Source organism: Haladaptatus caseinilyticus (assembly GCF_026248685.1).
GTDB classification, from domain to species: Archaea; Halobacteriota; Halobacteria; order Halobacteriales; family Haladaptataceae; genus Haladaptatus; species Haladaptatus caseinilyticus.
In genome coordinates this window covers 192,904-214,445 of record NZ_CP111036.1, presented here as the reverse complement: position 1 = coordinate 214,445, position 21,542 = coordinate 192,904, and the positions used below count along the sequence as shown (strand labels likewise).

The window sequence follows — 21,542 nt, the reverse complement described above, 5'->3', positions numbered from 1 at the left end:
GTGAATTTCATGAGGGGGGTAATTCTGTCAGCAGGGATTGGGTCTCGCCTTCGACCGCTCACGCTTCACAAGCCGAAATGTTGTGTGACAGTGGATGGAGAACCGATTCTCGCGCGACAGCTACGAGCATACGACGATGTGGGTGTAACGAACGTCACGGTCATCGCGGGCTATCTCGCGGACCATGTCGAAACGGTCTGCGAACGGGTCGAGAGTCAGCGACCGAACCTCGAAACAACCGTCAGAACCAGCGAGGTGTACGCGAATACCGACAACATGTATTCGTTGTCGCTCGCGAGTGAGGACGTCGCTGGCGAGGAGTTCATTCTCAGCAACGGTGATGTCGTCTTCGATCCGGGGTTGCTCAAGACGCTGGTGGAGTCCGACGCGGACAGCGCGGTAGCTTGCGATACGGGAGCGTTCAGCGAGGAGGCGATGAAGGTCTCGGTGGACGATACTGACCGAATCACGCATATCGATAAGGCGATTCCGGAGGAGGCCGCCCACGGGTCGTCAGCGGACGTGTACCGGTTCTCAGCGGACTTTTCGACGATGCTGTTCGACGAGATTACGAAAACCATTGACCGGGAGAACGACTACTGTGAGTGGACCGAGGTGGCCATCGACAGAATCGTTCGAAACAGGGACCACGACCTGACAGTGGTCGATATAAGCGACTATAGCTGGGTCGAAATAGACGACTTCGACGATTTACAGGCCGCGGACGTGCTGTTCAGTTCGCTCTCGTCGCTCGATTCGAAGGAGGCGATTTTCTTCGACCTCGATGGAACCGTCTATCTGGACGACGACCTTGTGGACGACGCGAAAGCACGCATCGAAACACTGCGGGAGTCCGGCGTCGATGTCTACTTCCTCACGAACAACTCCTCGCGGTGGAAGGACGATTACGTGGCGAAACTGAACGAACTGTCGGTCGGGGCCGACGCCGAAAGCGTGCTCCTTTCGACCGATGGCGTCATCACGTATCTTTACGCGGGCGACGACGTCTACGTGCTCGGAACGTCGGCGATGCGGGACGCACTCGCGAACCACGGTATCGACGTTACCGCCGACGACCCTGACCACGTGGTCGTCGGCTTCGACACCGAACTCACCTACGAGAAGGCACGCAAAGCGACCCTTGCCATTCGGAATGGGGCGACCTTCCTGCTCGCACATCCGGATGCGGTTTGCCCGACGGCCGATGGAATGGTTCCCGATTGTGGCTCCATCGGCGCACTCATCGAGCGGGCGACGGACAGGAAACCGGACCGAGTCTTCGGGAAGCCGAACGCCGAAATGATTCAACACGTCCTCGACGACAACGGTTACGCTCCCGAGGACGTGCTCGTCGTCGGCGACCGATTGGAAACCGACGTGCAGTTGGCCGAAAACGTCGGCTGTGAGTCGATCTGCGTGTTGACGGGCGATGCGACTCGTTCCGCCATCGAGCGAAGCGATATCACCCCGACGCTCGTCGCACCGAGCATCGCGGTACTCGACCAGTTCATCTCCGCATCGTCCGATGCGAGCGCGCAACGAATAATCGACGAGGGAACGTCGTGAGCGAGGTACGGACGGGGTTCGTAACCCAAACCCATACCGGGGAAGTGTCGTGGAAGGAGGCCATCGAGCAGGGGTCGAACCTCGGTTTCGATTTTGCGGAACTGTACATGGACGGTGCGACCGAGCGAACGAAACTCGACCCCGGAGCGGTTCGATCGCTGGCGGACGCGGAAGGAATCGACCTGCTGGTTCATTTACCGTTCGTGGACATCGAAATCGGTTCTCCCCGAGCGGGCATCCGTGAAGCGTCTCGCGAGGAACAGAAGGCGTGTATCGAAACCGCCGAAGTAATGGGTGCCGAAAAGGCGGTTCTCCACGCGAGTTCCCACGCCACTCCACCCGAGTGGACCGTCGAGGATGTAGAACCACACCTGTTGTCGGCGATACGTGAACTCGATTCGTTCGGTGACGAGCACGGCGTGGAAATCTGCGTCGAGAACCTCCCCGGAATCCTGTTTACGGTACGCGATTTCGACCGGATTTTCTCGGAGACGAACGCCGCAATGACGTTCGATACGGGTCACGCACGTGTGGACGGGATGGATGCCGAGGACATCGCAGCGTTTCTGGACGACCACCGGAACCGAATCTCACATATCCACGTCAACGACGCTCGCGGCCCGACGGACGAACACGTCCCGACGGGGTCCGGAACGCTCGATTTCGATATCGCGCTCGAACCGGTTCGGGACGGCTGGTCCGGAACCGTCTCCGTTGAGGTGTACTCCTTCGATTTCGACTATCTCGAACTCAGCAAGCGCAAATTGGACGGCTATCTCGGCGAGGACAAAGCTCAATCGGCATAAAAACGAACCAGTCGGCAGTCGGGACAGAGATACGCGTTCAGATACTCCACTTTGAGACCGAGGCTGCTCAGCACGCCGCCCGACGGCTTGATTTGGATCCGTTCCTCGCCGAACGTCTGGTGATCCACTGCGTCCATCGACACGTCGCAATCGGGGCAGGTTGGCATACACCGATTTCGATCCCCACGGACTTATTTTCCCGCTTCCCGTGAATTCAGCCATGCGTGCCGTTCGATACCACGAACACGGCGGACCGGAGGTACTTCGAGTTGACGACATCGACCGACCGGAACCGGACGACGACGAACTGCTGGTGGCGGTTCGCGCCGCCGGAATAAACCCCGTGGACACCTATTTCCGCGAAGGTTCGTACCCACCCGGCGACCTCCCGTGGATACCTGGGTCGGACTTCGCGGGAGTGGTCGAAGCCGTCGGCGCGGATGTCGAGGCGTTCGAGCGCGGCGACCGTGTGTTCGGTACCGGCCTCGGGAACGACCGACAGGGTACCTGCGCGGAGTACCTTACGGCGCCCCTCGATAAAGTGGCTCGTCTGCCCGACGGTGTCGCATTCGATGAGGGCGCGGCGGTCGCTCTCGTCGGCGTGACGGCCTGGCGCGCCCTCATCGACCATGCCGGACTCGAACCGGGCGAAACATGTCTCGTCCACGGCGGGAGCGGGGGCGTCGGCCACGTCGCGGTGCAGTTGGCCAGCGCGACTGGCGCACGGGTAACGACCACCGCGAGCGAGAGCTATCACGACCGCCTCGATGCTCTCGGGGCACGAACCGTCCTCGACTACGCCCGCGACGACCTCGTGGACGCAGTCCGCGAAGAGGGCGAACCGGATGTCATCCTCGATCATCGGTTGGACGACTATCTTCAGATCGACGCCGACGTGGCGAAACTCGGCGCTCGCGTGATCGGCATCGGGAACGAAGGTTCTGCGGCAGGGTTCGACGACATCTCCGGGGCGCGCTCCAAGGAACTGTCCATCACGCTGATGAGCATGTTCAACACCCCGGATATTTCGACGGTGTTGGATCGTCTGGCACGGTTGGTCGCTGACGGGGAAATCGCCCCCGAAATTGCCGGGGTGTACTCGCTCGAGGAGGTCGCCGACGCACAGCGGGACGTCGTGGACGAGAGCTTCCTCGGAAAGCTGGTCGTGGAGCCGTAGGGGCCGATTTTGTGGTTTGAGGTTCCTGAGCGGAGGCGGTCGAACGGGGATGTTTCGGATACCGGAATACGGTTCCCAGTCGCTATCGACATTATACATTGTCCCGGTCGTTACCTGCGGAAAAATCGAACGTGGACTTCGTATCCTCATCCGATTTTAAGGTGTTCGAAGCCATCACACTAGTCATGAACGTCGAATTCGATTTCACCGACGACGTTGCCCTCGTCACGGGGGCGAGCGGTGCGCTCGGACGTGCAGTCTGTACGGCCTTCGCAGACGCAGGCGCGACGGTCTGCGCGACAGACGTGGTCGAACCGGACGACGACACGTTCCCGGACGACGGCCGAGTCCACTTCTATCAGGGCGATTTCACGGACGAATCCGAAGTCGAATCGGTAATCGCCGAAATCGTGGACGACCACGGTGGCATCGATCATCTCGCCACCATCGCGGGAACGTGGAAGGGCGGGTCGCCGGTCGAGGAAACCGACGCCGACACGTTCGATTTGCTGTTCGACGTGAACCTGAAAACGGCGTTTCTCGCGTCCAAACACGCCCTGCCACACCTCCAGGACCGCGACGGGGCAATCGTCGGCGTCAGCGCGCGCTCGTCACTCGAAGGGGGCGAAGGGGACGCACTCTACCGTGCGTCGAAGGCAGGCGTTCGATTGCTCATCGAGTCGATAGCCGAGGAAAACACGGGTGTCGTCCGTGCCAATGCCGTCATGCCGAGCGTCATCGACACGCCCGCGAACCGGGAGATGATGCCCGATGCCGACCACGAAAAGTGGGTCGCCCCTGCGGACATCGCCGAGGTCATCTGCGTCCTCTGTAGCGATGCGACGAGCGTGACCAGTGGGGCGGCGGTTCCGGTGTATGGTGAGGCATGATTTTGTCCGGAACGTGATAGTGTACTATGAGATAACGGCAAAATAATCGCCACATCGGGGTTCGCTATCGGATGACACGAATTCGGATTTCCGGCAGAGATTGCCTAATGATATTTTTTACATCGTCTTTTAGACAATCTATATTGGGACGTTCATGCGGTTAATACACACCGGTCAGCTTATAACTAAGAATTTAGAATGCCACGTACAAGCATGTCACAAAGAGAAACGTGGACATCCCGGTTGGGTTTCATCCTGGCCGCTGTCGGTAGCGCAGTCGGCCTCGGAAACATCTGGCGATTCCCGTACATGGCGGCTGAAAACGGCGGTGCGGCGTTCCTCGTCGTGTACCTGATCGCCGCGGTCCTCATCGGACTGCCCGCGATCCTCGCGGAGTTCGTCGTGGGTCGTGAAACGAAGAAGAACGTCGTCGATGCGTTCCGAAACCTTGGTGGTCCCGGTGCGGCCCTCATCGGAATACTCGGCCTGTTCACCGGATTTTGGCTGCTCTCGTACTACAGCGTCGTCGGTGGCTGGGTTATCCAGTACGTCATCGGAAGCCTGACCGGTGCGTACTTCGGTGACCCCGGCACGTATTTCGGTCAGATCGCATCAGGAAACGGGACGATCCTGTTCCATGCCATCTTCATGCTCTTCGTCGTCGGTATCGTCGCCGCAGGTGTCGAGAAAGGTATCGAAGTCGGCACCAAAATCATGGTTCCCGCGATCGCCATCCTGATGATGGGGATGGCTGCGTGGGCGTTCACCCTCGAGGGGGCCGGTGCAGGCTACCAGTACTTCCTCAATCCCGACTTCAGCGTTATCGTGAACAACTATCAGACGATCATCCCGGACGCGGTGGGGCAGGCGCTGTTCTCGCTCTCGCTCGGTATGGGTGCGATGGTGACCTACGCGTCCTACTTGGATGGCGACGACAACCTCATCAGCGACGGCATCAGTATCGCCGCGCTAAACACCTTCGTCGGCGTTCTCGCCGGATTCGTCGTGTTCCCGCTTCTGTTCGCACAGAGCATCGAACCCGGTGATGCCGGTGCAGGTGCGGTGTTCGTCACCCTCGCGGAGGCGTTCGGTACGCTGCCAGCGGGCGGAATCATCGGCTTCGTGTTCTTCGTCGTGCTTCTCATCGCGGCACTCTCGTCGGCCATCAGCCTCCTCGAAGTCGTCGTGTCGTACTTCGTTGACAACTTCGACGTGAGCCGTCCGATTCTCACGGTCGGAATCGGAACCTTGGTGTTCGCGCTGGGCGTCCCTTCGGCACTCAGCCTCGAGACGTTCACCTTCTTCGACAACATCGCGTCGAACATCCTGCTTCCGCTCGGCGTCGTCCTCACTATCCTCTTCGTCGGGTGGATTTACGGTGGCGGTTCCGTCCGAGAACTCCGTCGCGGACTCGGCAATGCCAGCAACATCGGCCCGGTATGGCTCTGGCACATCAGAACCGTCGTTTTCGTCGCCGTCCTCGGAACGCTCTGGCTGAGTATCCAGACGTTCCTGTAGGCGTTCAGCGAATCGACCGCACGCGATCGTCGTTTTTTGTCACCCTCCCCTTCACACAAGGCCCCGCGTTTGCTAACCATCGATCGGGACGGAACTGTCGGGTTATCGCCCCGTACTTAAATAGCGGGGCTTTCTTCTGAAGGATCGTAACCTCCCAAGCCTATTTCGCACTAAACCGGTCTCAAAAATCCGTGTTTTACCCCTCATCGAGCTTGTTTGCAACAGTTTGATCGTTTCTAATCTCGAAACTCTCATAACCCGTCGGCGGGCGAGTGCATAGCAATGGCACGTGAATCGTGGACGAGTCGAGTGGGGTTCATCCTCGCCGCCGTCGGAAGCGCGGTCGGACTCGGGAACGTATGGCGTTTCCCGTGGATGACCGCCGAATACGGTGGGAGCGCCTTTCTCGTCGTCTATCTGTGTATCGTCTTGTTGGTCGGTGTCCCCGGCCTGCTCGCGGAGTTCGTCATCGGACGACGCGCAAAACGAAATCCTGCGGGCGCGCTTGCCCGCCTCGCGCCGGGAACGAAGTCGTGGGGATACGTCGGCCTGTTCGGGGTCGTAACCGGGCTCGTTCTGTTATCGTTTTACAGCGTCGTTGGCGGATGGATCGTTCGCTACTTCGTCGCGAGCTTCACCGGGTCGTACTTCGCCGAACCCGGCGCGTACTTCGACGCGATCAGCTTCGGTCGGGAGGCCGCGGCGTTCCAAATCGCGTTTCTCGCGCTAACCGCTCTCGTCGTCCTCGGCGGCGTTCGCGGCGGTATCGAGAAAGCGACGAAAGTGATGATGCCGCTCATCGTCGTCCTGCTTGCGGTGCTGGCAGGGTGGGCAGTCACCCAACCCGGTGCTGGTGCGGGCCTGTCGTTCTATCTCGACTTCGATCCGACGCCGATCAAGCGGAACCCTATCGACATGCTCCGGGCCGCCGCCGGACAAGCACTGTTCACCCTTTCGCTCGGCGTTGGTACGATGATAACATACGCCTCGTATCTCGGCGAGGACAACAGCCTCGCGTTCGACGGGAGCACCATTTCTGTGCTCAACACCGGCGTCGGTGTCCTGGCCGGTCTCGTCGTGTTTCCCCTCCTGTTCGCGTTTCAGGGAGGTCTCAGCGACACTGCATCCGGTGGCGGTCCGGGTGCACTGTTCGTCAGTGTCGCAGGAGCGTTTCAGCAGGTACCCTACGGAGAAATCGTTGCTGTCGGCTTCTTCGGCGCTATCCTGTTCGCCGCGCTGTCGAGTTCCATCAGCATGTTGGAAATCCCTGTCGCGTACCTCGTGGACGAACACGATGTTTCGCGGCGGAACGCGACGGTGGGGCTGACCGGACTCGTCCTCGTCACGGGCGCTGTCTGTGCGTTCAACCCCGGCATTTTCGGGTTCGTCGCGGGGACGCTCGTCGACTTGATGCTGACCGCGGGTCTCGCCGGATTCCTCATCTTCACTGGGTGGGTGCTCGGCGCGGACGCACTGGCGGAGTTCGACTCCGGCGCGGGTGGAGTCGCCCGCGCACTCGGAACGCCGTGGCTATGGAGCGTTCGGACGATACTGCCCCTCTTTTTGCTGGTGACCCTCGCGGTGAACCTCTACGCGCTATAGTAGATAGAACCCGAGGCGACCCATCCCGTTTTCCGTCGTAGTACGGAAACCTTTTGCGCCCAGTCGTACTGCAAACGCGCAATGACAATGCGTCCAGGTGTTCGGCAATGACGATGGACGAGCGCATCGACGAACTGCGCGAAAAGCGCAGCGAAGCCGAAAAAGGCGGCGGTGAGGACCGAATCGAAAAACAACACGAGAAGGGGAAAATGACGGCGCGCGAGCGCATCGATTACTTCCTCGACGACGATACCTTCAACGAGTTCGACCAACTGCGAACCCACCGAAGCCACAACTTCGGCATGGAGGAAAAACAGATTCCCGGTGACGGCGTCGTGACGGGATACGGCGAAGTAAACGGTCGAAAGGTGTTCGTCTTCGCCCACGACTTCACCGTCTTCGGAGGGTCGCTCGGCGAAGTGTTCGCCGAGAAGGTGACCAAAGTGATGGACAAGGCGATGGAAGTCGGCGCGCCCATCATCGGACTGAACGATTCGGCCGGGGCGCGGATCCAGGAAGGTGTCGCCTCGCTCGCAGGCTACGCGGACATCTTCCACCGCAACCAGCAGGCCTCCGGCGTCATCCCGCAGATTTCGGCCATCATGGGACCGTGTGCTGGTGGCGCGGTGTACTCGCCCGCTATCACGGACTTCATCTTCATGGTGAAGGACACCAGCCACATGTTCATCACCGGTCCCGACGTCATCGAGACGGTCACGGGCGAGGAGGTCACGTTCGAGGAACTCGGCGGCGCGAAGGCCCACACCAGCGAAAGCGGGGTCGCACATTTCGCCGAGGACAGCGAGGAGGAAGCATTGGACGACATCCGGCGACTGTTGTCCTACCTCCCACAGAACAACGTCGAAGACCCACCGCGCGTCGAACCGTGGGACGACCCCGAACGACGCGACGAAGCGTTGGAATCGGTCGTCCCCGACCAGCCACGGAAACCGTACGACATCACCAAAGTCATCGGGGGCGTCGTGGACGAGGATTCCTTCTTCGAGGTGCAGGAAGGCTACGCGAAGAATATCGTCGTCGGGTTCGCCCGCCTCGACGGGCGTTCTGTCGGCATCGTGGCGAATCAACCGCGCGTCAACGCGGGGACGCTCGACATCGAATCGTCCGAGAAAGGGTCACGGTTCGTCCGCTTCTGTGATTCGTTCAACATCCCGATTCTGACGTTCGTGGACGTGCCCGGCTTCATGCCCGGCACCGACCAGGAACACGGTGGTATCATCCGTCACGGTGCGAAGTTGCTCTACGCCTTCTCGGAGGCGACAGTTCCGCTTCTCACCGTCATCACCCGGAAAGCGTACGGCGGGGCATACGACGTGATGTCCTCGAAGCACATCGGCGCGGACGTGAACTACGCGTGGCCGACCGCCGAGATCGCGGTGATGGGTCCACAGGGCGCGGTCAACGTCCTCTACAGTTCGGAACTCGCGGAGGCAGACGATCCAGAAGCACGTCGTGAGGAACTCATCGACGAGTACCGCGAGCAGTTCGCCAACCCCTACACCGCGGCGAACCGCGGGTTCGTTGACGACGTTATCGAACCGAAGGACACCCGCCCACGACTCATCGACGACCTCGAAATGCTGCTGAGCAAGCGAACCTCGCAACCCGAAAAGAAACATGGCAACATCCCGCTCTGAGGACGTGAAGCTCTCGATTCCCCCCGACGCCTCCGAGGAGGAGGCCGCCGCCATAGCCGCGGCGATAAATGCGCATCTTCAAGACCAGCGGGCCGCCGCGGAAGCCGACGAGGAACCGGACTGGGACGGCCAGCGATGGCAGTTCGCCGGAAAGGTTTCGCGGCTGCAGAACCGAACCGTTCGCGTGCCGCGCGATGCACCGACCGACGCGTGGTCTGCGGCAGGGCGGACGACTCGATTCTGAGTCGCTACGCGAGTCGAGTGTCGATACAGCGATTGCGATGCAGAGGGATGGGTTGGCTGGCTGCGAAATCCATCCCCGGCCTTAACGTAATCAGACGCACCGACTTCCCATTTTCGTAGCCGAAATTCACATCCAGTTACAAAACCTATCTACTATCGTTATGGGGGGATACGTAGTCGCGATCGATGGGTCACCGTCGAGCATGGACGCGCTCCGGTATGCCGCGAACCTCGCAAAGGACACGGGGGCAACCATCACGGCGATTCACATCGTCGTGCCGAACCAGCAGTTCACGGCCGGTGACACCGCACCGACGAGTTTCGCGGAGGCAGAACGCGACATCCTACTGTCGAACATCGAGGATGCCGAAACGCGTGGACAGGAACTGCTGGACGAGGCGTCGGCAGTCGCCGAGCGTGCGGGCGTCGATATCGACACCGGATTGTTGTACGGCGAACCGGTCGAACGGATCACGGAATACGCCGGCGAGAACGACTTCGAGGCCATCTTCGTCGGCCACCGCGGAACGTCCGAACGATACGAAGGACTGTTCGGGAGCACCGCGAAACAGGTCGCAGGGCGGGCGACGATTCCCGTAACCATCGTTCGATAGGAAATCAGCAGTCGGAAACCCTCAGATAGGTGGCGATATTCTCGGGAGGCGGTATTCTATTACCCCTCCCACACGACGAAAGACACATGGACGTCGAAATCACTCACTCGTCACTTTCGGGGACGGCGCGGGCACCGTCGTCGAAAAGTTACACCCATCGAGCGATTCTCGCGGCGGGATACTCCGGCGGCGCGCTGGTGTACGACCCGCTCATCAGCGCCGATACGAAAGCCACGATGCAGGCCGTCGAGGCCTTTGGCGGCGACGTAACCGACACCGGGGAGGCAATCCAAATCGACGGGTTCACCGGGGAACCACACACGCCCGCGGACGTTATCGACTGTGCGAACAGCGGGACGACGATGCGGCTCGTTTCGGGAACGACCGCACTGGTGGACGGACTGACGGTTCTTACCGGTGACTCGTCACTTCGCTCGCGTCCCCAAGGGCCGATGCTTTCGGCAATCGAACAGCTCGGTGGGCGCGCCGAGAGCACTCGCGGAAACGGAACGGCACCGCTCGTGATGAAAGGGCCGGTTTCGGGCGGTACGGTTTCGATTCCGGGAGACGTTTCCTCGCAGTACATCTCCGCCCTGCTGATGGCTGGTGCGCTGACCGAGGATGGCGTCGAAATCGACCTCGAAACGGAACTCAAATCGGCGCCGTACGTGGATATCACGCTCGAACTGCTCGACGAATTCGGCGTCGAAGCCGAAACGGATGGACGTCGCTTTCACGTTCCGGGCGGGCAGTTCTACGAACCGACTGACGGCGAGTACCACGTTCCCGGCGATTTCTCGTCCATTTCGTATCTACTCGCCGCAGGCGCGGTCGCTGCGGAGGAGGACGAAGACGTCCGAATCGAGGGTGCATATCCAAGCGCACAAGGAGACACGTTCATCGTCGAGGTGTTAGAGCGGATGGGTGCGAACGTGACCTGGAACCGAAGCGACGGTGTGCTCACGGTTCGACGTTCCTCGCTCTCGGGCGTCGAAGTCGATGTCGGGGATACGCCCGATTTGCTCCCGACCATCGCCGTCCTCGGCGCAATCGCGGACGGCGAAACACGAATCGTCAACTGCGAACACGTCCGATACAAGGAAACCGACCGCGTGGCGGTGATGGCGAACGAACTTGCGAACCTCGGTGCGGTGGTCGAAGAGGAGGAGGATACGCTCACGATTCGAGGTGACGAATCAGAATTACAGGGTGCGGTCGTTGACGGCCACGCCGACCACCGAATCGTCATGTCGCTTGCAGTCGCCGGACTCGTGGCGGACGGGACGACGATGGTCGCCGACGCGGAACACGTCGATGTCTCGTTTCCGGACTTCTTCGAAGTCCTCTACGACCTCGGGGCCACAGTGGAGCGGTAACGACACCGACGATGTGATATCTCACGATAGCGATCTGATAGTCTGTGTCACCCCTTAGTAGTACCCTGACACGTCGCAGTGATGCCGATACCGTCCATCCCGACATCGATCAATATCGTGTTGGTGTCACACCCCCACATGTTCCACTCCGCGACGCGCCACATGCCGTTGTCTACTTCGACTCGTACCTCGTATCGGCCCGCCTCGAGGACGTTCCGTCTGTTACCGACCCAACTCGGCCACAGGGAGAACTTCGTCTCGAACTCGGAATCGGAATCCAACCCGTGAATCGAGACGGAGACGGTTCGCTGTTGCTCGAAGTAGTTGCGAACGCGGAGGCTAACCGGATTCTCGGGGGGGCCGTTGGAGGGCAGACGACCGATACAGCCGGAGAGACCACCTGCGAGACCAAGCAGGGCGGCGAAGCGACGCCGTTTCATCGGGTTTCCATTCACTGCCGGGGTATAAATTTTCTTTTGGCGACGGGTGGCGAAACGTACCGCCTCCTACAACACCTAAATGGCCGGCACGCGGAACAGCGGGTATGAACGGGAATCGGTTTGGACGGCTGTTTCAGCTCACGACCTACGGAGAAAGCCATGGAGAGGCGATGGGCGTGACGATAAGTGGCTGTCCGGCAGGACTCGAACTCACGGCGGAAGACGTACAGCGCGATTTGGACCGGCGAAAACCCGGCCAGTCGATGATAACGACCAGCCGGGGTGAACCGGACGAAGTTACGATCAACAGCGGTGTTCAAGACGGATATACGACGGGGACGCCGATCGGGATGGTCATTCAGAACAAAGACGCCCGGTCGGGCAAGTACGAACCGTTCATCACCGCACCGCGCCCGAGTCACGGCGATTTTACCTACTCCGCAAAGTTCGGGACGCGAAACTGGGGTGGCGGCGGACGTTCGTCAGCGCGCGAGACGGTGAACTGGGTCGCAGGCGGAGCCATCGCAAAGAAAATTCTCGCCGAAAACGGCGTCGAACTGAAAGCACACGTCAATCAAATCGGCGACATCCGAGCGGATGACGTGACGTTCGAAGCGATCAAACGAGATAGCGAAGAAAACGAGGTTCGGTGTGCGGACCCGGCGGCCGCCGAGGCGATGCGCGAACTGATAGACGAATACCAGCAGGCTGGCGACTCGATCGGTGGATCGATATATTTCGAGGCTCGCGGTATCCCTCGCGGGCTTGGTGCGCCGCGCTTCGATTCGGTCGAAGCGCGGCTCGGACAGGCACTGATGGCTGTCCCGGCGAGCACTGCCTTCGAGTTCGGACTCGGCAGGGAGGCACGCGAGTGGGCCGGACACGACAGGAACGATGAGTGGGAGTTCGATTCGAACGGCGACCCGAAACCGGTCTCCAACCGACACGGTGGGTTGCAGGGCGGAATCACCACCGGCGAACCGATTTACGGCGAAGTAACCCTCCACGCACCGACCTCGATTCCGAAAACGCAGTCCACCGTGGACTGGGAAACCGGGGAGAAAGAAGACGTCCAGGTCGTGGGACGACACGATCCAGTACTTCCGCCACGCGGTGTGCCGGTCGTTGAAGCGATGGTGGCACTGACGCTCGTGGACTTCATGCTTCTCGGCGGTCGCATCAACCCCGATCGGATGGACGGTCAACCGGGCGAATACGACACGGACTACCACCCGAGCCGACCCGAGACGTAATTTTATAGCTCTCCATCCCATACCGGTAGCACGGTATTGCGACATGCACTCTAACGGGGGGACAGAAGCGAGTGAACCGACACTCGTAGCGGGCGAACCCCGGGGCTACCACGTATACCACGATTCGGCGAGTCTGTACTCAGTCAGCGAAACCATCATCGAAGCGATTGCGGCGATTCGAAGCAGTGACCCGACCGACGACTTGATCCCGTTGACGGATGTCGTCGATCCGGACGCACTCAACTCGTTGTTCGCCGACACACACACCGGCTCGAAACGGAATGAAGGACATATCGTCTTCTCGGTTAACGGGTTTGATGTGTTTGTCCACGCCAACGGACATATTTTCATCCGCGAACGACAGGGCACGTGAGTAGATGCAACGGTGACTCCTCCCGTGAAATGAGCGTAACAGATTCGATTCCGATATGCCCGTCTTTCGAGCGTCCGTAAACGGACACAATCTTTTTACTCTTTTCCTCCCCAGTGTAATTACAGCACCTCATGAGTTGGATGAACACGGGATTCGGTGACCGCAACACGCGTCCGACCCCCGTTGCCAACGAAACCGGTTATCATGTCCATCGCGATACGACGAAGGATACGTCGTGTTCTCCGTCTCGAATCCCGAGATGGTCGCCAACGCCAACGGACATATATATCCGCAACCGAACGATAGGGGAAAAACGATGACGGTATATCGATGAAACCCACAATTCGACAAACCCTCCGCATGATTTCATTCGACCCAAACGCGAGTGAACGACTATGACCGGAACCAGTGTGGACTCCGACGGTAGCGTCCTCGTTTCCGTTTCCTCACTTCATCGAGATAGCCGCGAGAACAGTCTCGAACTTCTCTCGGCCGCGAATGCGGAATCCATCGTCGCCGTAACCTACGACTGTTCTGCGGACTCCTTCCTTCGAACCTGGCGAACCCGAATCGGAACGGTTCCGGACAACCTCCAAATCATCGACGTCGGTCAAACGGTTCGGTCTACGACGAGCGAACCGACGACCTGGTCCGACGCCAACGTCGTCCAGACTGTACAACGACTCGATGACCTGCTCGGGGTGCAAAACGGTATCGAATCGGCGCTCAAAGCAGCGAGTGGGGAGACCACGCTCATTTTCGACTCGCTTACCGCACCGCTCGAACACGTGTCCCTCTCCGAGGTCGTTCCATTCTTCGCCCGCGTTTCGACCCATCTCCGTGAACAGAACGCAGTCGGGTACTTTTATTTCGAAACGTGTGCCCACGACAGTCGGACCATGACGGCGTTTCGTTCACTGGCCGACCGAGCGGTCGAAGTCGACAACGACGGCACCGAATGGTCGATACGACCGCGACAGGAGTTGGTCCGTACTACACCCTCGCTCGACGTGCTGTTCGAGGCACTCCGGTCTCGGCGACGGCGAGACGCGCTCAGATATCTTCTTCAGCGGACTGAACCGGTCGATATCGAGGACCTTGCCACGGCCGTTGCGAGCGACGAGCACGGGGTTACACCGATAGAGAACCGACATCGCCGGTATAATACGACGCTGTATCAACTTCACCTGCCGAAACTGGATAAAGCGGGTGTCATCACACACGATGCGTCGAATCATCGAGTTTCGATCCGTGACTCCGCGCGATGGATTGCGCCGTTCCTCGCCGTCGCCGAGGAGTAGTTCCTTTTTACCGTCGCGCCACTACCGACCAGCATGGACGCGAATCAGGAGGAGCGCTCGAACCCGTTCAGTATGGACGAAGAGTGTACCAACTGCGACCTGTGCGAACGCCGAGAACAGGTCGTTCACGGATACGGGGACGTGGGTGCCGAGTTCCTCTTCGTCGGCGAGATGCCGAGCGCAGGAGCGGACGAAACCGGTGTCCCATTCACCGGTGATCAGGCCGGGGAACGGTTCCAGGACATTCTCTATCGACTCGGACTGAGCGAGTCCGACCCGGCCGCCGAGGAACCGGTACTCGAAAACGCGTTTATGACGTATCTCGCTCGGTGCTACCATCCCGAACGCCCCCCGAGCGACGGCGAAATCATGACCTGTGAACCGTATCTGAACGCCGAAATTCGGATGATCAACCCCGAAATCATCGTTCCGGTCGGCGAGCGCGCGCTCACCGAAATCGCAACCGAATACACCACGAGGCCTGCAAGCGACATCGACATCGTGGACGACCACGCGACGACGATTCGCGGACGGGGATTCGAACTCGTGCCGATGGTACACCCCGAAAATCAGACGAACGAACAGACGGAGACGTTCGTCGAGGCGTTTATCGACCTCTTGGGCACGGATTACCGTCAGACAAAGGGGCGGCAGGGACGGTAGTGAATCGTATCGCTGTACGTCACCAATAGGCGTTTTGTCGCCACTGCTTCGATTTCGCGCCGAGGACGGCGAGTCCGCCGACGAACGCGACGACGAGCGCGACGGTGGCGATGGCCGCAACGTCAGCGAGAAGCGTCGTCACAAAGAGCGCGAGCGCGCCAAGCGCGAGCACTGCGAGAACGATGACGCTGAGCAGACCGAGTGGTTTCGTCCAATGCATACCGGGACTGCGTGCAGGCGGGGCATAAAATGGTGGCTTTCAAGGCCGTTCCGCGCCCAGTGGCGGATATGACTACTATTGCCGTGTTGGCCGACCCGCCGCGCGAGGGATTCGTGTTACCTGAACTCGTGGAATCGTCGCCGCTTTCCGCATCCGAAGTAGCGGAACTGTACGCCCAAATGCTGAAAGATACGTTTCTTGCCGCCGCGAAAAGCGGCGGCGAGCTGCTCGTCAACTACCGTCCCGACGATGCCATTCCGAGCGAATTCGTCGGGGATGCGAGTTCGGAGGAGGAACTCCGCGCACTGGCGGAGGATGCACTGGCGGACGTGACGCTCGACGATGACGAGACGGTGCGTTTCGAGGTGCAAGTCGGTGAGACGTTCGCGGGTCGGGCCGGAAATACGGCAACACACCTGCTTCGGGAGGAGGGTGTGGATTCCGCCGCAGTCGTGGACGGAACGGCCCCAATGTTGACGCGCAAGGAACTTGACAGTGCGGCGATGAAACTTCGACGGAGCGAGGTCGTCCTCGGCCCTGCCGAGGACGGACGAGCCTACTTCGTCGGCCTCACCGATACCATCGATTTCCAGGACGCTTACACGACGCCGGAACTCGAAACGCTGACTCGACGAGGAGTCGATGCGGGTCACGAAGTGGATTTCCTGCCGACGATGACGAGCGTACGGACGGGAGAGGATCTGCGCTCGCTCGTTCCGCTGCTGAACGCGCGAATCGCCGCCGGTCGAATCGTGCCGGTGAACACGGCGACGTATCTCCACGAACTCGGTTTGCGAGTCGAAGAAAGGAACGGCGACCGTAAACTCGCCCGATAAGCGTCCGTAGAAATCAGTCCGCAGTCGAAGCGGTTCCGTTATCAGCGGACGGGGTGCCGATTCCCAACCCGGATGCGGCCATCGCGAAGAGGATGAGTGGAGAGAGGAATCCGAAGAAGTAGTACGGAGCGTACTCCAGCGTCGGCACCTTGAGCGCGGTCGCCATGTACACTGCTCCGGCGTGCCACGGAATGAGTGCGCCGGTCGGTGTCCCGGCTGCCTCGACGGCCCGTGAGAGGTCCTTGCTCTCTAACCCGTACTCCTCGTAGAGGTTTCGTAGCGTCATTCCGGGGACGACGATGCTCATGTACTGCTGTGCCGTGAGGACGTTCGTGAGCGTCGCCGACGCGCCGGTTCCGGCGACGAGTCCGCCGACACTGCTGACTTTCTTGGAGAGGTGGTGTGCAAGTACCGCGAGCGTGCCCGTCGTCTCCAGCAGACCGCCGAGGGTTAGCGCCGCGACCACGACGCTGATGGTCCACGCGGAGCCTTCGATACCACCGCTCGCGAGGAGGTTGTTCACCATCTCCATGCCCGTTTTTGGGCTGGTTCCGCCGAGGAGCACCTGCCATCCCTCGGTGAACGACCGTCCCTGAACGAGAATGGTCGTTGCGGCACCGGAGAAGACGCCCGCGATGAGTGACGGAAGGGCAGGGTAACCGCGTAGTGCGAGTCCGAACGTCACGAATAACGGAAGGAAAACGACCAGCGAGAGGGAGTACGTGTTCGTCAGTGCGGTCTGAATTTGACCGACGGACCCGGTCGAACCGCCTCCAACTGATTGTAGCCCGAGGAAGGTGTAGCCGAGGACGCCGATTCCAAACGCGAGGACGGTTCCCGTCCGCATTCCTCGGATGTGGTCGTAGAGGTTGGTGTTCGTCACCGCCGCGGCGAGGTTCGTGGTGTCGGAGAGCGGCGACTGTTTGTCACCGGCGTAAGCGCCCGAAAGAATGGCACCGGCCGTCATCGCGTCAGGGACGCCGAGTCCGGAACCGATGCCGATGAACGCGACGCCGAGCGTTCCGACGGTGGTCCACGAGGAACCGATCGAGAAGGCCACGAGACCCGACAGTATCGCCGTCACGGGAAGGAATACGGTTGGGGAGAGAACTTCCAATCCGTAGTACATCAGTCCCGGAATCGTGCCCGAACTGATCCACGTGGCGATGAGCGCGTAAATCGTGAACAGAATGAGGACCGCCTGTAACCCCATGAGGAGGCTGTCAGCGACACCCTCGTACAGATCGTCCCACGACATTCCCAATCCGTAGTAGCCGACGAGGCCGGTGAACACGATGGCCCACAGCAGGGGTATGTGTGGGTCCATCTTCAACCAGGCCGAGCCGACGCCTAGAAACACGACCGTGGCAAGGACAGGTAAAAGCGCCTGTCCGAGTGACGGTCGCCGATTCTCCGGTAGCTCCGCGTATGTGAGTGGCTCGAAATCCAGCGATGCCATCGTACGAGGACGAATGCACCTTGGGAATTAAACGGTTATGGTTCATTCCTAAAGGTAATATCTTGGTCGTTCAATCTATTCGTACGGACACGTCGGCGAGCGAATACCGACAGTTCTTAAACCCGGTGTCGAGTACTGTTCGGTGAGGTGGGATGGCAGAGCGGCCTATTGCGCCTGCCTTGAAAGCAGGTGGCGTCATGCCTCATGGGTTCAAATCCCATTCCCACCGTTTTTTACGCTACGAGCGAACGCTCCGCGGAGCGTTCGCTCGTGAGCCGGAAATGAAAAAACAGTATCCCGATTTAGGTAAAAATGACACACGCTCGCGGAACGAACGGTGTGGGCGAGCAAGAACGTCTTTCAGTGGTTTAAACCCCATTCCCACGGTTCTCTTCGCTCACGACGTTGTTCGCGACGAGCAGGGCGTATCGAATGTTTCAGTAAATCGAGCCGGTGGCGATGGCGAGCATTCCCGTTACGTCGGTCGAAACGTCGGCGACATCTGGAACTTCTGCGTCACTGCCGAGCGAACGCCGAGAGACGGTGTATCGAGTGTAGCGTCGCTGAGTGTGAGCGTCGGCTCCGAAAGCGAAATCTCGCTCCAACCGTTCGCGTTAAAACCGTCGCTATTACCCAGGTCACCGTTTCGCTGTCTGTCCTTCGATTTGCCGTTCTTTTTCCCGTCCACGCGAACGATTTCGATACCTGAGAGCATCGGGTCCTCTTCCTCGTGAAGGAAGCGCACGTCTATCGTGCCGTCTTTCGGCTTCACGGTGAACGACTTCATCGTTCCCTTGTCATGGCCGAGCTCTTCGTACATGTCGTAATTGTTGAGCACGCGCTTGTCCTCGATTTCGACATCGAACGTACGCGGTCCCTTCTCGTCGTAGTCGTTCCACTCGGAGTTGCCGAAATACGATTCGACGAAGTAGAGTCGAACCTCGTACGTCCCCTTTTCGACGGGGAACCGATACTGCATCTCGGTGTTGTCGGCCAAACTCCCCGCGTTGTCGGCATCGTACCGTCTGCTCTGGAACACCGCTTCGGGCGTTCCGCTCGGTACCGCGGCCGTTCTGGCGATCCGGTCGTTCGTCGAGTTCGTGTGGCTCCCGCTCTTGCGTGCGTTTCCGAACCGCGATGGCCGACGCTCGGTATCTCGCGTCCAGTCAGGCCCACCGTCCGCCATCGATAGTCGCTTTCCACCGACGTTGACGCGATAGACGGCCGTCGCCTTCGGAGCGGTCGTCGTGGTCGTCCTCGTAGTCGTCGCTGGCGTCGTCTGGCGTGACTGTGTCGTTTCCGGTGATTCCGTCGTTACCTGCTCGGTGGAGGTCTGTGTCGTTTGCGTGCTGGTTTGTACGTCCGTCGTCGATACGACGGTCGTTTCGTTACTCATCCCACCCACTGATGGACCCAGGACTCCCGGTATCCCGGAAACGATGATCATTCCAGCGACGAAGAAGACGACACCACCTCCGATGAGCGCACCGTGGACGAATCCACCTGAAGACGTGCCTGACATGTTTCTCAAATCCCCCGCTCGTACAGCGCCATAACCCGGGTTCGCCGTTCCACGGAGTTAATTATACACCTGCTAAAGTGCAATTCCGACGGGATATTCCGACCGAAACTACAATCTCCTCTTAAAGTGGCATGAATGAGCAAGCAAAAAACGCAATTGGGTACTCTCGGTTCACACTGAGGTGAGTACGATTGCCGAGATTACGCTCCCGGCGAGCGAATTTGCGCTCCGCGAAACCTTCTCACAGCAACCCGGAGCCAGGTTCGAAGTCGTCGGAGTAGTCGCACACGGTGTGGAACACGTTATGCCGCAGATTCGCGCGACAACGTCTGATCTTCCTTCTGTTCGATCGTCGCTGATAGATGACCCCTCAGTCACCGACGCGAAACTTCTCACGGACCTCGGTGACCGTGGTCTGTTTGCTATGAAATGGGATGGACGGGTCCACGAAGCAACGACACTTCTCACGAAACTCGACACGAGCATTCTCGCCGCACGAGCAGCGAACCAGACCTGGCGATTTCAGATCCAATCCGACGACCGAAAAACGCTATCTACGATTTACGAATCGTGCCACGATGCCGACCTTCCCGTCGAGGTTCAAAACGTGCGCGAACGGACGACGCTCCTCAAAGAGTCACACAGGCTTACCACACAGCAGTACGAAACGCTGCGAAGCGCTATCGACCGGGGGTACTACGACATCCCGCGAAAAGTAACGACGGAGGATCTCGCGGACGAATTGGGGATCTCGCATCAAGCTATCTCGGAACGACTCCGTCGAGGTCATCGAAGTCTCGTCGAGAGCGGTCTTTCCTCTCCCGACAAAGACCGCACGTAGCGTCCGTGGAAGGGAATCCTTTTCGTCCCCCCGGACAGACGTGGGTACATGGACTGGCCCCACGACCCGGACGGTGAGCAAGGGAGCGAGGGTGGACGGAAGTACGGTCTCGCAATTCTCGCAAAGAAACTGGACGAAGATGAGGACTTCCCGCTTTCGAGCGAGGAGTTCGCCGAGGAACACGCCGACGAACCGATTCGAATCAACTACAAGAAAGTAGTGAGCGTCGGTGACATCTTCGAACACGTCGAACCGACGGAGTTCGAGACCATCGTGGATTTCCACCGCGGTGTCGGTTCCGCGATGCGCTCGGGTGGTTTCTGGGATTACCATCCAGTCGGTGAGAACCCAGAGAAAAAGCGAGCCTGATCACTCCCTGTTTTTGGCCGAATGCCACCGTTCCCCGCTACCGTCAGGTGTCGGGACGGACGGTTGGCGTCCGCGTTCCGATTCGTGTCTGTTTTCTGATGGGAGCTGTAGTTCTTCTTCGACGTTCCACGTTGGGTGCGAGTGAGTTTCCGCCTGTACCTTCTCTTCCAAAAGGTTGACTGCCACTCGATTCGCACCTTCGGGGATGATGAGGTCGGCGTGCTTTTTCGTCGGTTCGACGAACTGTTCGTGCATGGGCTTTACCGTCGAGAGATACTGGTCGATGACGCCTTCGAGGCCGCGTTCGCGGTCCACCACGTCGCGCTCGATTCGGCGGAGGATACGAACGTCGGCGTCCGTCTCGACGTACACTTGCAAATCGAGCATCTCGTTGACTTCGGAGTCGTAAAGTGCGAAAATCCCTTCGATAACTACCACGTCGGTCGGCTCGACCGTGACGCGCTCGTCTTTTCGATTGTGAACTGTAAAATCGTACTGCGGCATTTCGATCGATTGGCCGGACAGAAGGGCGTCGAGATGATCCCTGAGCAGTTCCCACTCGAACGCTGACGGATGGTCGTAGTTGACCTCCGTGCGCTCCTCGAAATCGAGGTGTGAGAGGTCTCGGTAGTAGTTGTCTATCGGAATACGGGTAACGGCGTCGCTCACGTCCTCAGTGATTTCACGGGCGACCGTCGTCTTCCCCGCGCCAGTACCTCCTGCGATGCCGATAACGAACGACGGGATGGTCATTGTCGGGTCACTCTCGGGCAATCGCTTCAATTGCTCGGAATGGAATTTTGAGATTCGTGTTA

The 21,542-nt window shown here is 59.5% G+C and carries 23 protein-coding genes and 1 tRNA gene; 18 read left to right on the top strand and 6 right to left on the bottom strand.

Translation table 11 applies throughout. The features are described from left to right. Positions 1-9 precede the first annotated feature (9 nt). Both OOF89_RS01215 and OOF89_RS01210 read left to right on the top strand, forming a co-directional pair. Complete coding sequence (locus tag OOF89_RS01215) at positions 10-1,566, top strand: HAD-IIA family hydrolase (protein WP_303657565.1); 1,557 nt, start codon at positions 10-12, stop codon at positions 1,564-1,566. Continuing rightward, positions 1,563-2,372: a sugar phosphate isomerase/epimerase family protein gene (locus OOF89_RS01210; RefSeq protein WP_266077795.1), complete on the top strand. Its 810-nt coding sequence runs from the start codon at positions 1,563-1,565 to the stop codon at positions 2,370-2,372. Before OOF89_RS01215 ends, OOF89_RS01210 begins: the two co-directional genes overlap by 4 nt. Here the strand turns inward: OOF89_RS01210 and OOF89_RS01205 are convergent. Beyond that, positions 2,360-2,509: a hypothetical protein gene (locus OOF89_RS01205; protein WP_266077794.1), complete on the bottom strand. Its 150-nt coding sequence runs from the start codon at positions 2,507-2,509 to the stop codon at positions 2,360-2,362. The two genes, OOF89_RS01210 and OOF89_RS01205, sit on opposite strands and share 13 nt — an antisense overlap. An 83-nt stretch (positions 2,510-2,592) precedes the next feature. Here OOF89_RS01205 and OOF89_RS01200 point away from each other — a divergent pair, with 83 nt between their 5' ends. The 8 genes from OOF89_RS01200 to aroA all read left to right on the top strand — a co-directional run bounded on the left by OOF89_RS01200 (position 2,593) and on the right by aroA (position 11,450). Continuing rightward, a complete protein-coding gene (locus OOF89_RS01200; RefSeq protein ID WP_266077793.1) occupies positions 2,593-3,549 on the top strand; it encodes an NADPH:quinone reductase in 957 nt (318 codons plus the stop codon). A 185-nt stretch (positions 3,550-3,734) separates the two neighbouring features. Continuing rightward, a complete protein-coding gene (locus OOF89_RS01195; protein ID WP_266077792.1) occupies positions 3,735-4,439 on the top strand; it encodes an SDR family oxidoreductase in 705 nt (234 codons plus the stop codon). Between the two features lie 213 nt (positions 4,440-4,652). Then, positions 4,653-5,957 carry a sodium-dependent transporter gene (locus OOF89_RS01190; RefSeq protein WP_266077791.1) on the top strand — a complete coding sequence of 435 codons (1,305 nt, stop codon included), beginning with the start codon at positions 4,653-4,655 and terminating at the stop codon, positions 5,955-5,957. Positions 5,958-6,239: 282 nt separating this feature from the next. After that, entirely contained in the window at positions 6,240-7,559 is a 1,320-nt protein-coding gene (locus tag OOF89_RS01185; RefSeq protein WP_266077790.1) for a sodium-dependent transporter, read from the top strand. Between the two features lie 113 nt (positions 7,560-7,672). Continuing rightward, on the top strand, positions 7,673-9,217 hold the full coding sequence (locus OOF89_RS01180) for an acyl-CoA carboxylase subunit beta (protein WP_407661619.1): 1,545 nt from the start codon (positions 7,673-7,675) through the stop codon (positions 9,215-9,217). Continuing rightward, entirely contained in the window at positions 9,198-9,461 is a 264-nt protein-coding gene (locus OOF89_RS01175; protein ID WP_266077786.1) for an acc operon protein, read from the top strand. Before OOF89_RS01180 ends, OOF89_RS01175 begins: the two co-directional genes overlap by 20 nt. Before the next feature lie 160 nt (positions 9,462-9,621). Then, positions 9,622-10,074: a universal stress protein gene (locus OOF89_RS01170; protein ID WP_266077784.1), complete on the top strand. Its 453-nt coding sequence runs from the start codon at positions 9,622-9,624 to the stop codon at positions 10,072-10,074. Positions 10,075-10,160: 86 nt separating this feature from the next. Then, entirely contained in the window at positions 10,161-11,450 is a 1,290-nt protein-coding gene (gene aroA / locus OOF89_RS01165; protein WP_266077782.1) for a 3-phosphoshikimate 1-carboxyvinyltransferase, read from the top strand. Between the two features lie 47 nt (positions 11,451-11,497). Here the strand turns inward: aroA and OOF89_RS01160 are convergent, their stop codons facing one another. After that, the gene (locus OOF89_RS01160) at positions 11,498-11,890 is read right to left on the bottom strand and encodes a hypothetical protein (protein ID WP_266077780.1); all 393 of its coding nucleotides are present in this window, start codon (positions 11,888-11,890) and stop codon (positions 11,498-11,500) included. A 104-nt stretch (positions 11,891-11,994) separates the two neighbouring features. On the opposite strand from OOF89_RS01160, the gene aroC reads away from it, so the two are divergent. The 4 genes from aroC to OOF89_RS01140 all read left to right on the top strand — a co-directional run bounded on the left by aroC (position 11,995) and on the right by OOF89_RS01140 (position 15,480). Then, a complete protein-coding gene (gene aroC, locus OOF89_RS01155) occupies positions 11,995-13,143 on the top strand; it encodes a chorismate synthase (RefSeq protein ID WP_266077779.1) in 1,149 nt (382 codons plus the stop codon). 43 nt (positions 13,144-13,186) lie between these two features. Then, positions 13,187-13,516: a HalOD1 output domain-containing protein gene (locus OOF89_RS01150; protein WP_266077777.1), complete on the top strand. Its 330-nt coding sequence runs from the start codon at positions 13,187-13,189 to the stop codon at positions 13,514-13,516. A gap of 395 nt (positions 13,517-13,911) precedes the next feature. Beyond that, positions 13,912-14,817 (top strand): DUF7504 family protein, encoded by a 906-nt coding sequence (locus tag OOF89_RS01145; protein WP_266077776.1) that lies wholly within the window; start codon positions 13,912-13,914, stop codon positions 14,815-14,817. A gap of 33 nt (positions 14,818-14,850) precedes the next feature. Next, on the top strand, positions 14,851-15,480 hold the full coding sequence (locus OOF89_RS01140) for a uracil-DNA glycosylase (RefSeq protein ID WP_266077775.1): 630 nt from the start codon (positions 14,851-14,853) through the stop codon (positions 15,478-15,480). Between the two features lie 19 nt (positions 15,481-15,499). Here OOF89_RS01140 and OOF89_RS01135 read toward each other — a convergent pair whose 3' ends face one another. Next, a complete protein-coding gene (locus tag OOF89_RS01135) occupies positions 15,500-15,700 on the bottom strand; it encodes a hypothetical protein (RefSeq protein WP_266077774.1) in 201 nt (66 codons plus the stop codon). A 68-nt stretch (positions 15,701-15,768) separates the two neighbouring features. Here OOF89_RS01135 and OOF89_RS01130 point away from each other — a divergent pair, with 68 nt between their 5' ends. Continuing rightward, positions 15,769-16,536 carry a TIGR04282 family arsenosugar biosynthesis glycosyltransferase gene (locus OOF89_RS01130; RefSeq protein ID WP_266077772.1) on the top strand — a complete coding sequence of 256 codons (768 nt, stop codon included), beginning with the start codon at positions 15,769-15,771 and terminating at the stop codon, positions 16,534-16,536. A gap of 13 nt (positions 16,537-16,549) precedes the next feature. Here OOF89_RS01130 and arcD read toward each other — a convergent pair whose 3' ends face one another. Further along, complete coding sequence (gene arcD / locus OOF89_RS01125; RefSeq protein ID WP_266077771.1) at positions 16,550-17,995, bottom strand: arginine/ornithine antiporter ArcD; 1,446 nt, start codon at positions 17,993-17,995, stop codon at positions 16,550-16,552. A gap of 146 nt (positions 17,996-18,141) precedes the next feature. Here arcD and OOF89_RS01120 point away from each other — a divergent pair. Further along, a tRNA-Ser gene (locus tag OOF89_RS01120) sits at positions 18,142-18,224 on the top strand. 246 nt (positions 18,225-18,470) lie between these two features. Here OOF89_RS01120 and OOF89_RS01115 read toward each other — a convergent pair. Continuing rightward, positions 18,471-19,517 (bottom strand): malectin domain-containing carbohydrate-binding protein, encoded by a 1,047-nt coding sequence (locus OOF89_RS01115; protein ID WP_266077770.1) that lies wholly within the window; start codon positions 19,515-19,517, stop codon positions 18,471-18,473. A 181-nt stretch (positions 19,518-19,698) separates the two neighbouring features. Between OOF89_RS01115 and OOF89_RS01110 the strand changes: the two genes are divergently transcribed. Continuing rightward, positions 19,699-20,358 (top strand): helix-turn-helix domain-containing protein, encoded by a 660-nt coding sequence (locus OOF89_RS01110; RefSeq protein ID WP_266077768.1) that lies wholly within the window; start codon positions 19,699-19,701, stop codon positions 20,356-20,358. A 48-nt stretch (positions 20,359-20,406) separates the two neighbouring features. Continuing rightward, the gene (locus tag OOF89_RS01105; RefSeq protein ID WP_266077766.1) at positions 20,407-20,727 is read left to right on the top strand and encodes a DUF5785 family protein; all 321 of its coding nucleotides are present in this window, start codon (positions 20,407-20,409) and stop codon (positions 20,725-20,727) included. Here the strand turns inward: OOF89_RS01105 and udk are convergent, their stop codons facing one another. Continuing rightward, positions 20,728-21,480 carry a uridine kinase gene (udk, locus tag OOF89_RS01100; RefSeq protein WP_266077764.1) on the bottom strand — a complete coding sequence of 251 codons (753 nt, stop codon included), beginning with the start codon at positions 21,478-21,480 and terminating at the stop codon, positions 20,728-20,730. Positions 21,481-21,542: the final 62 nt, after the last annotated feature.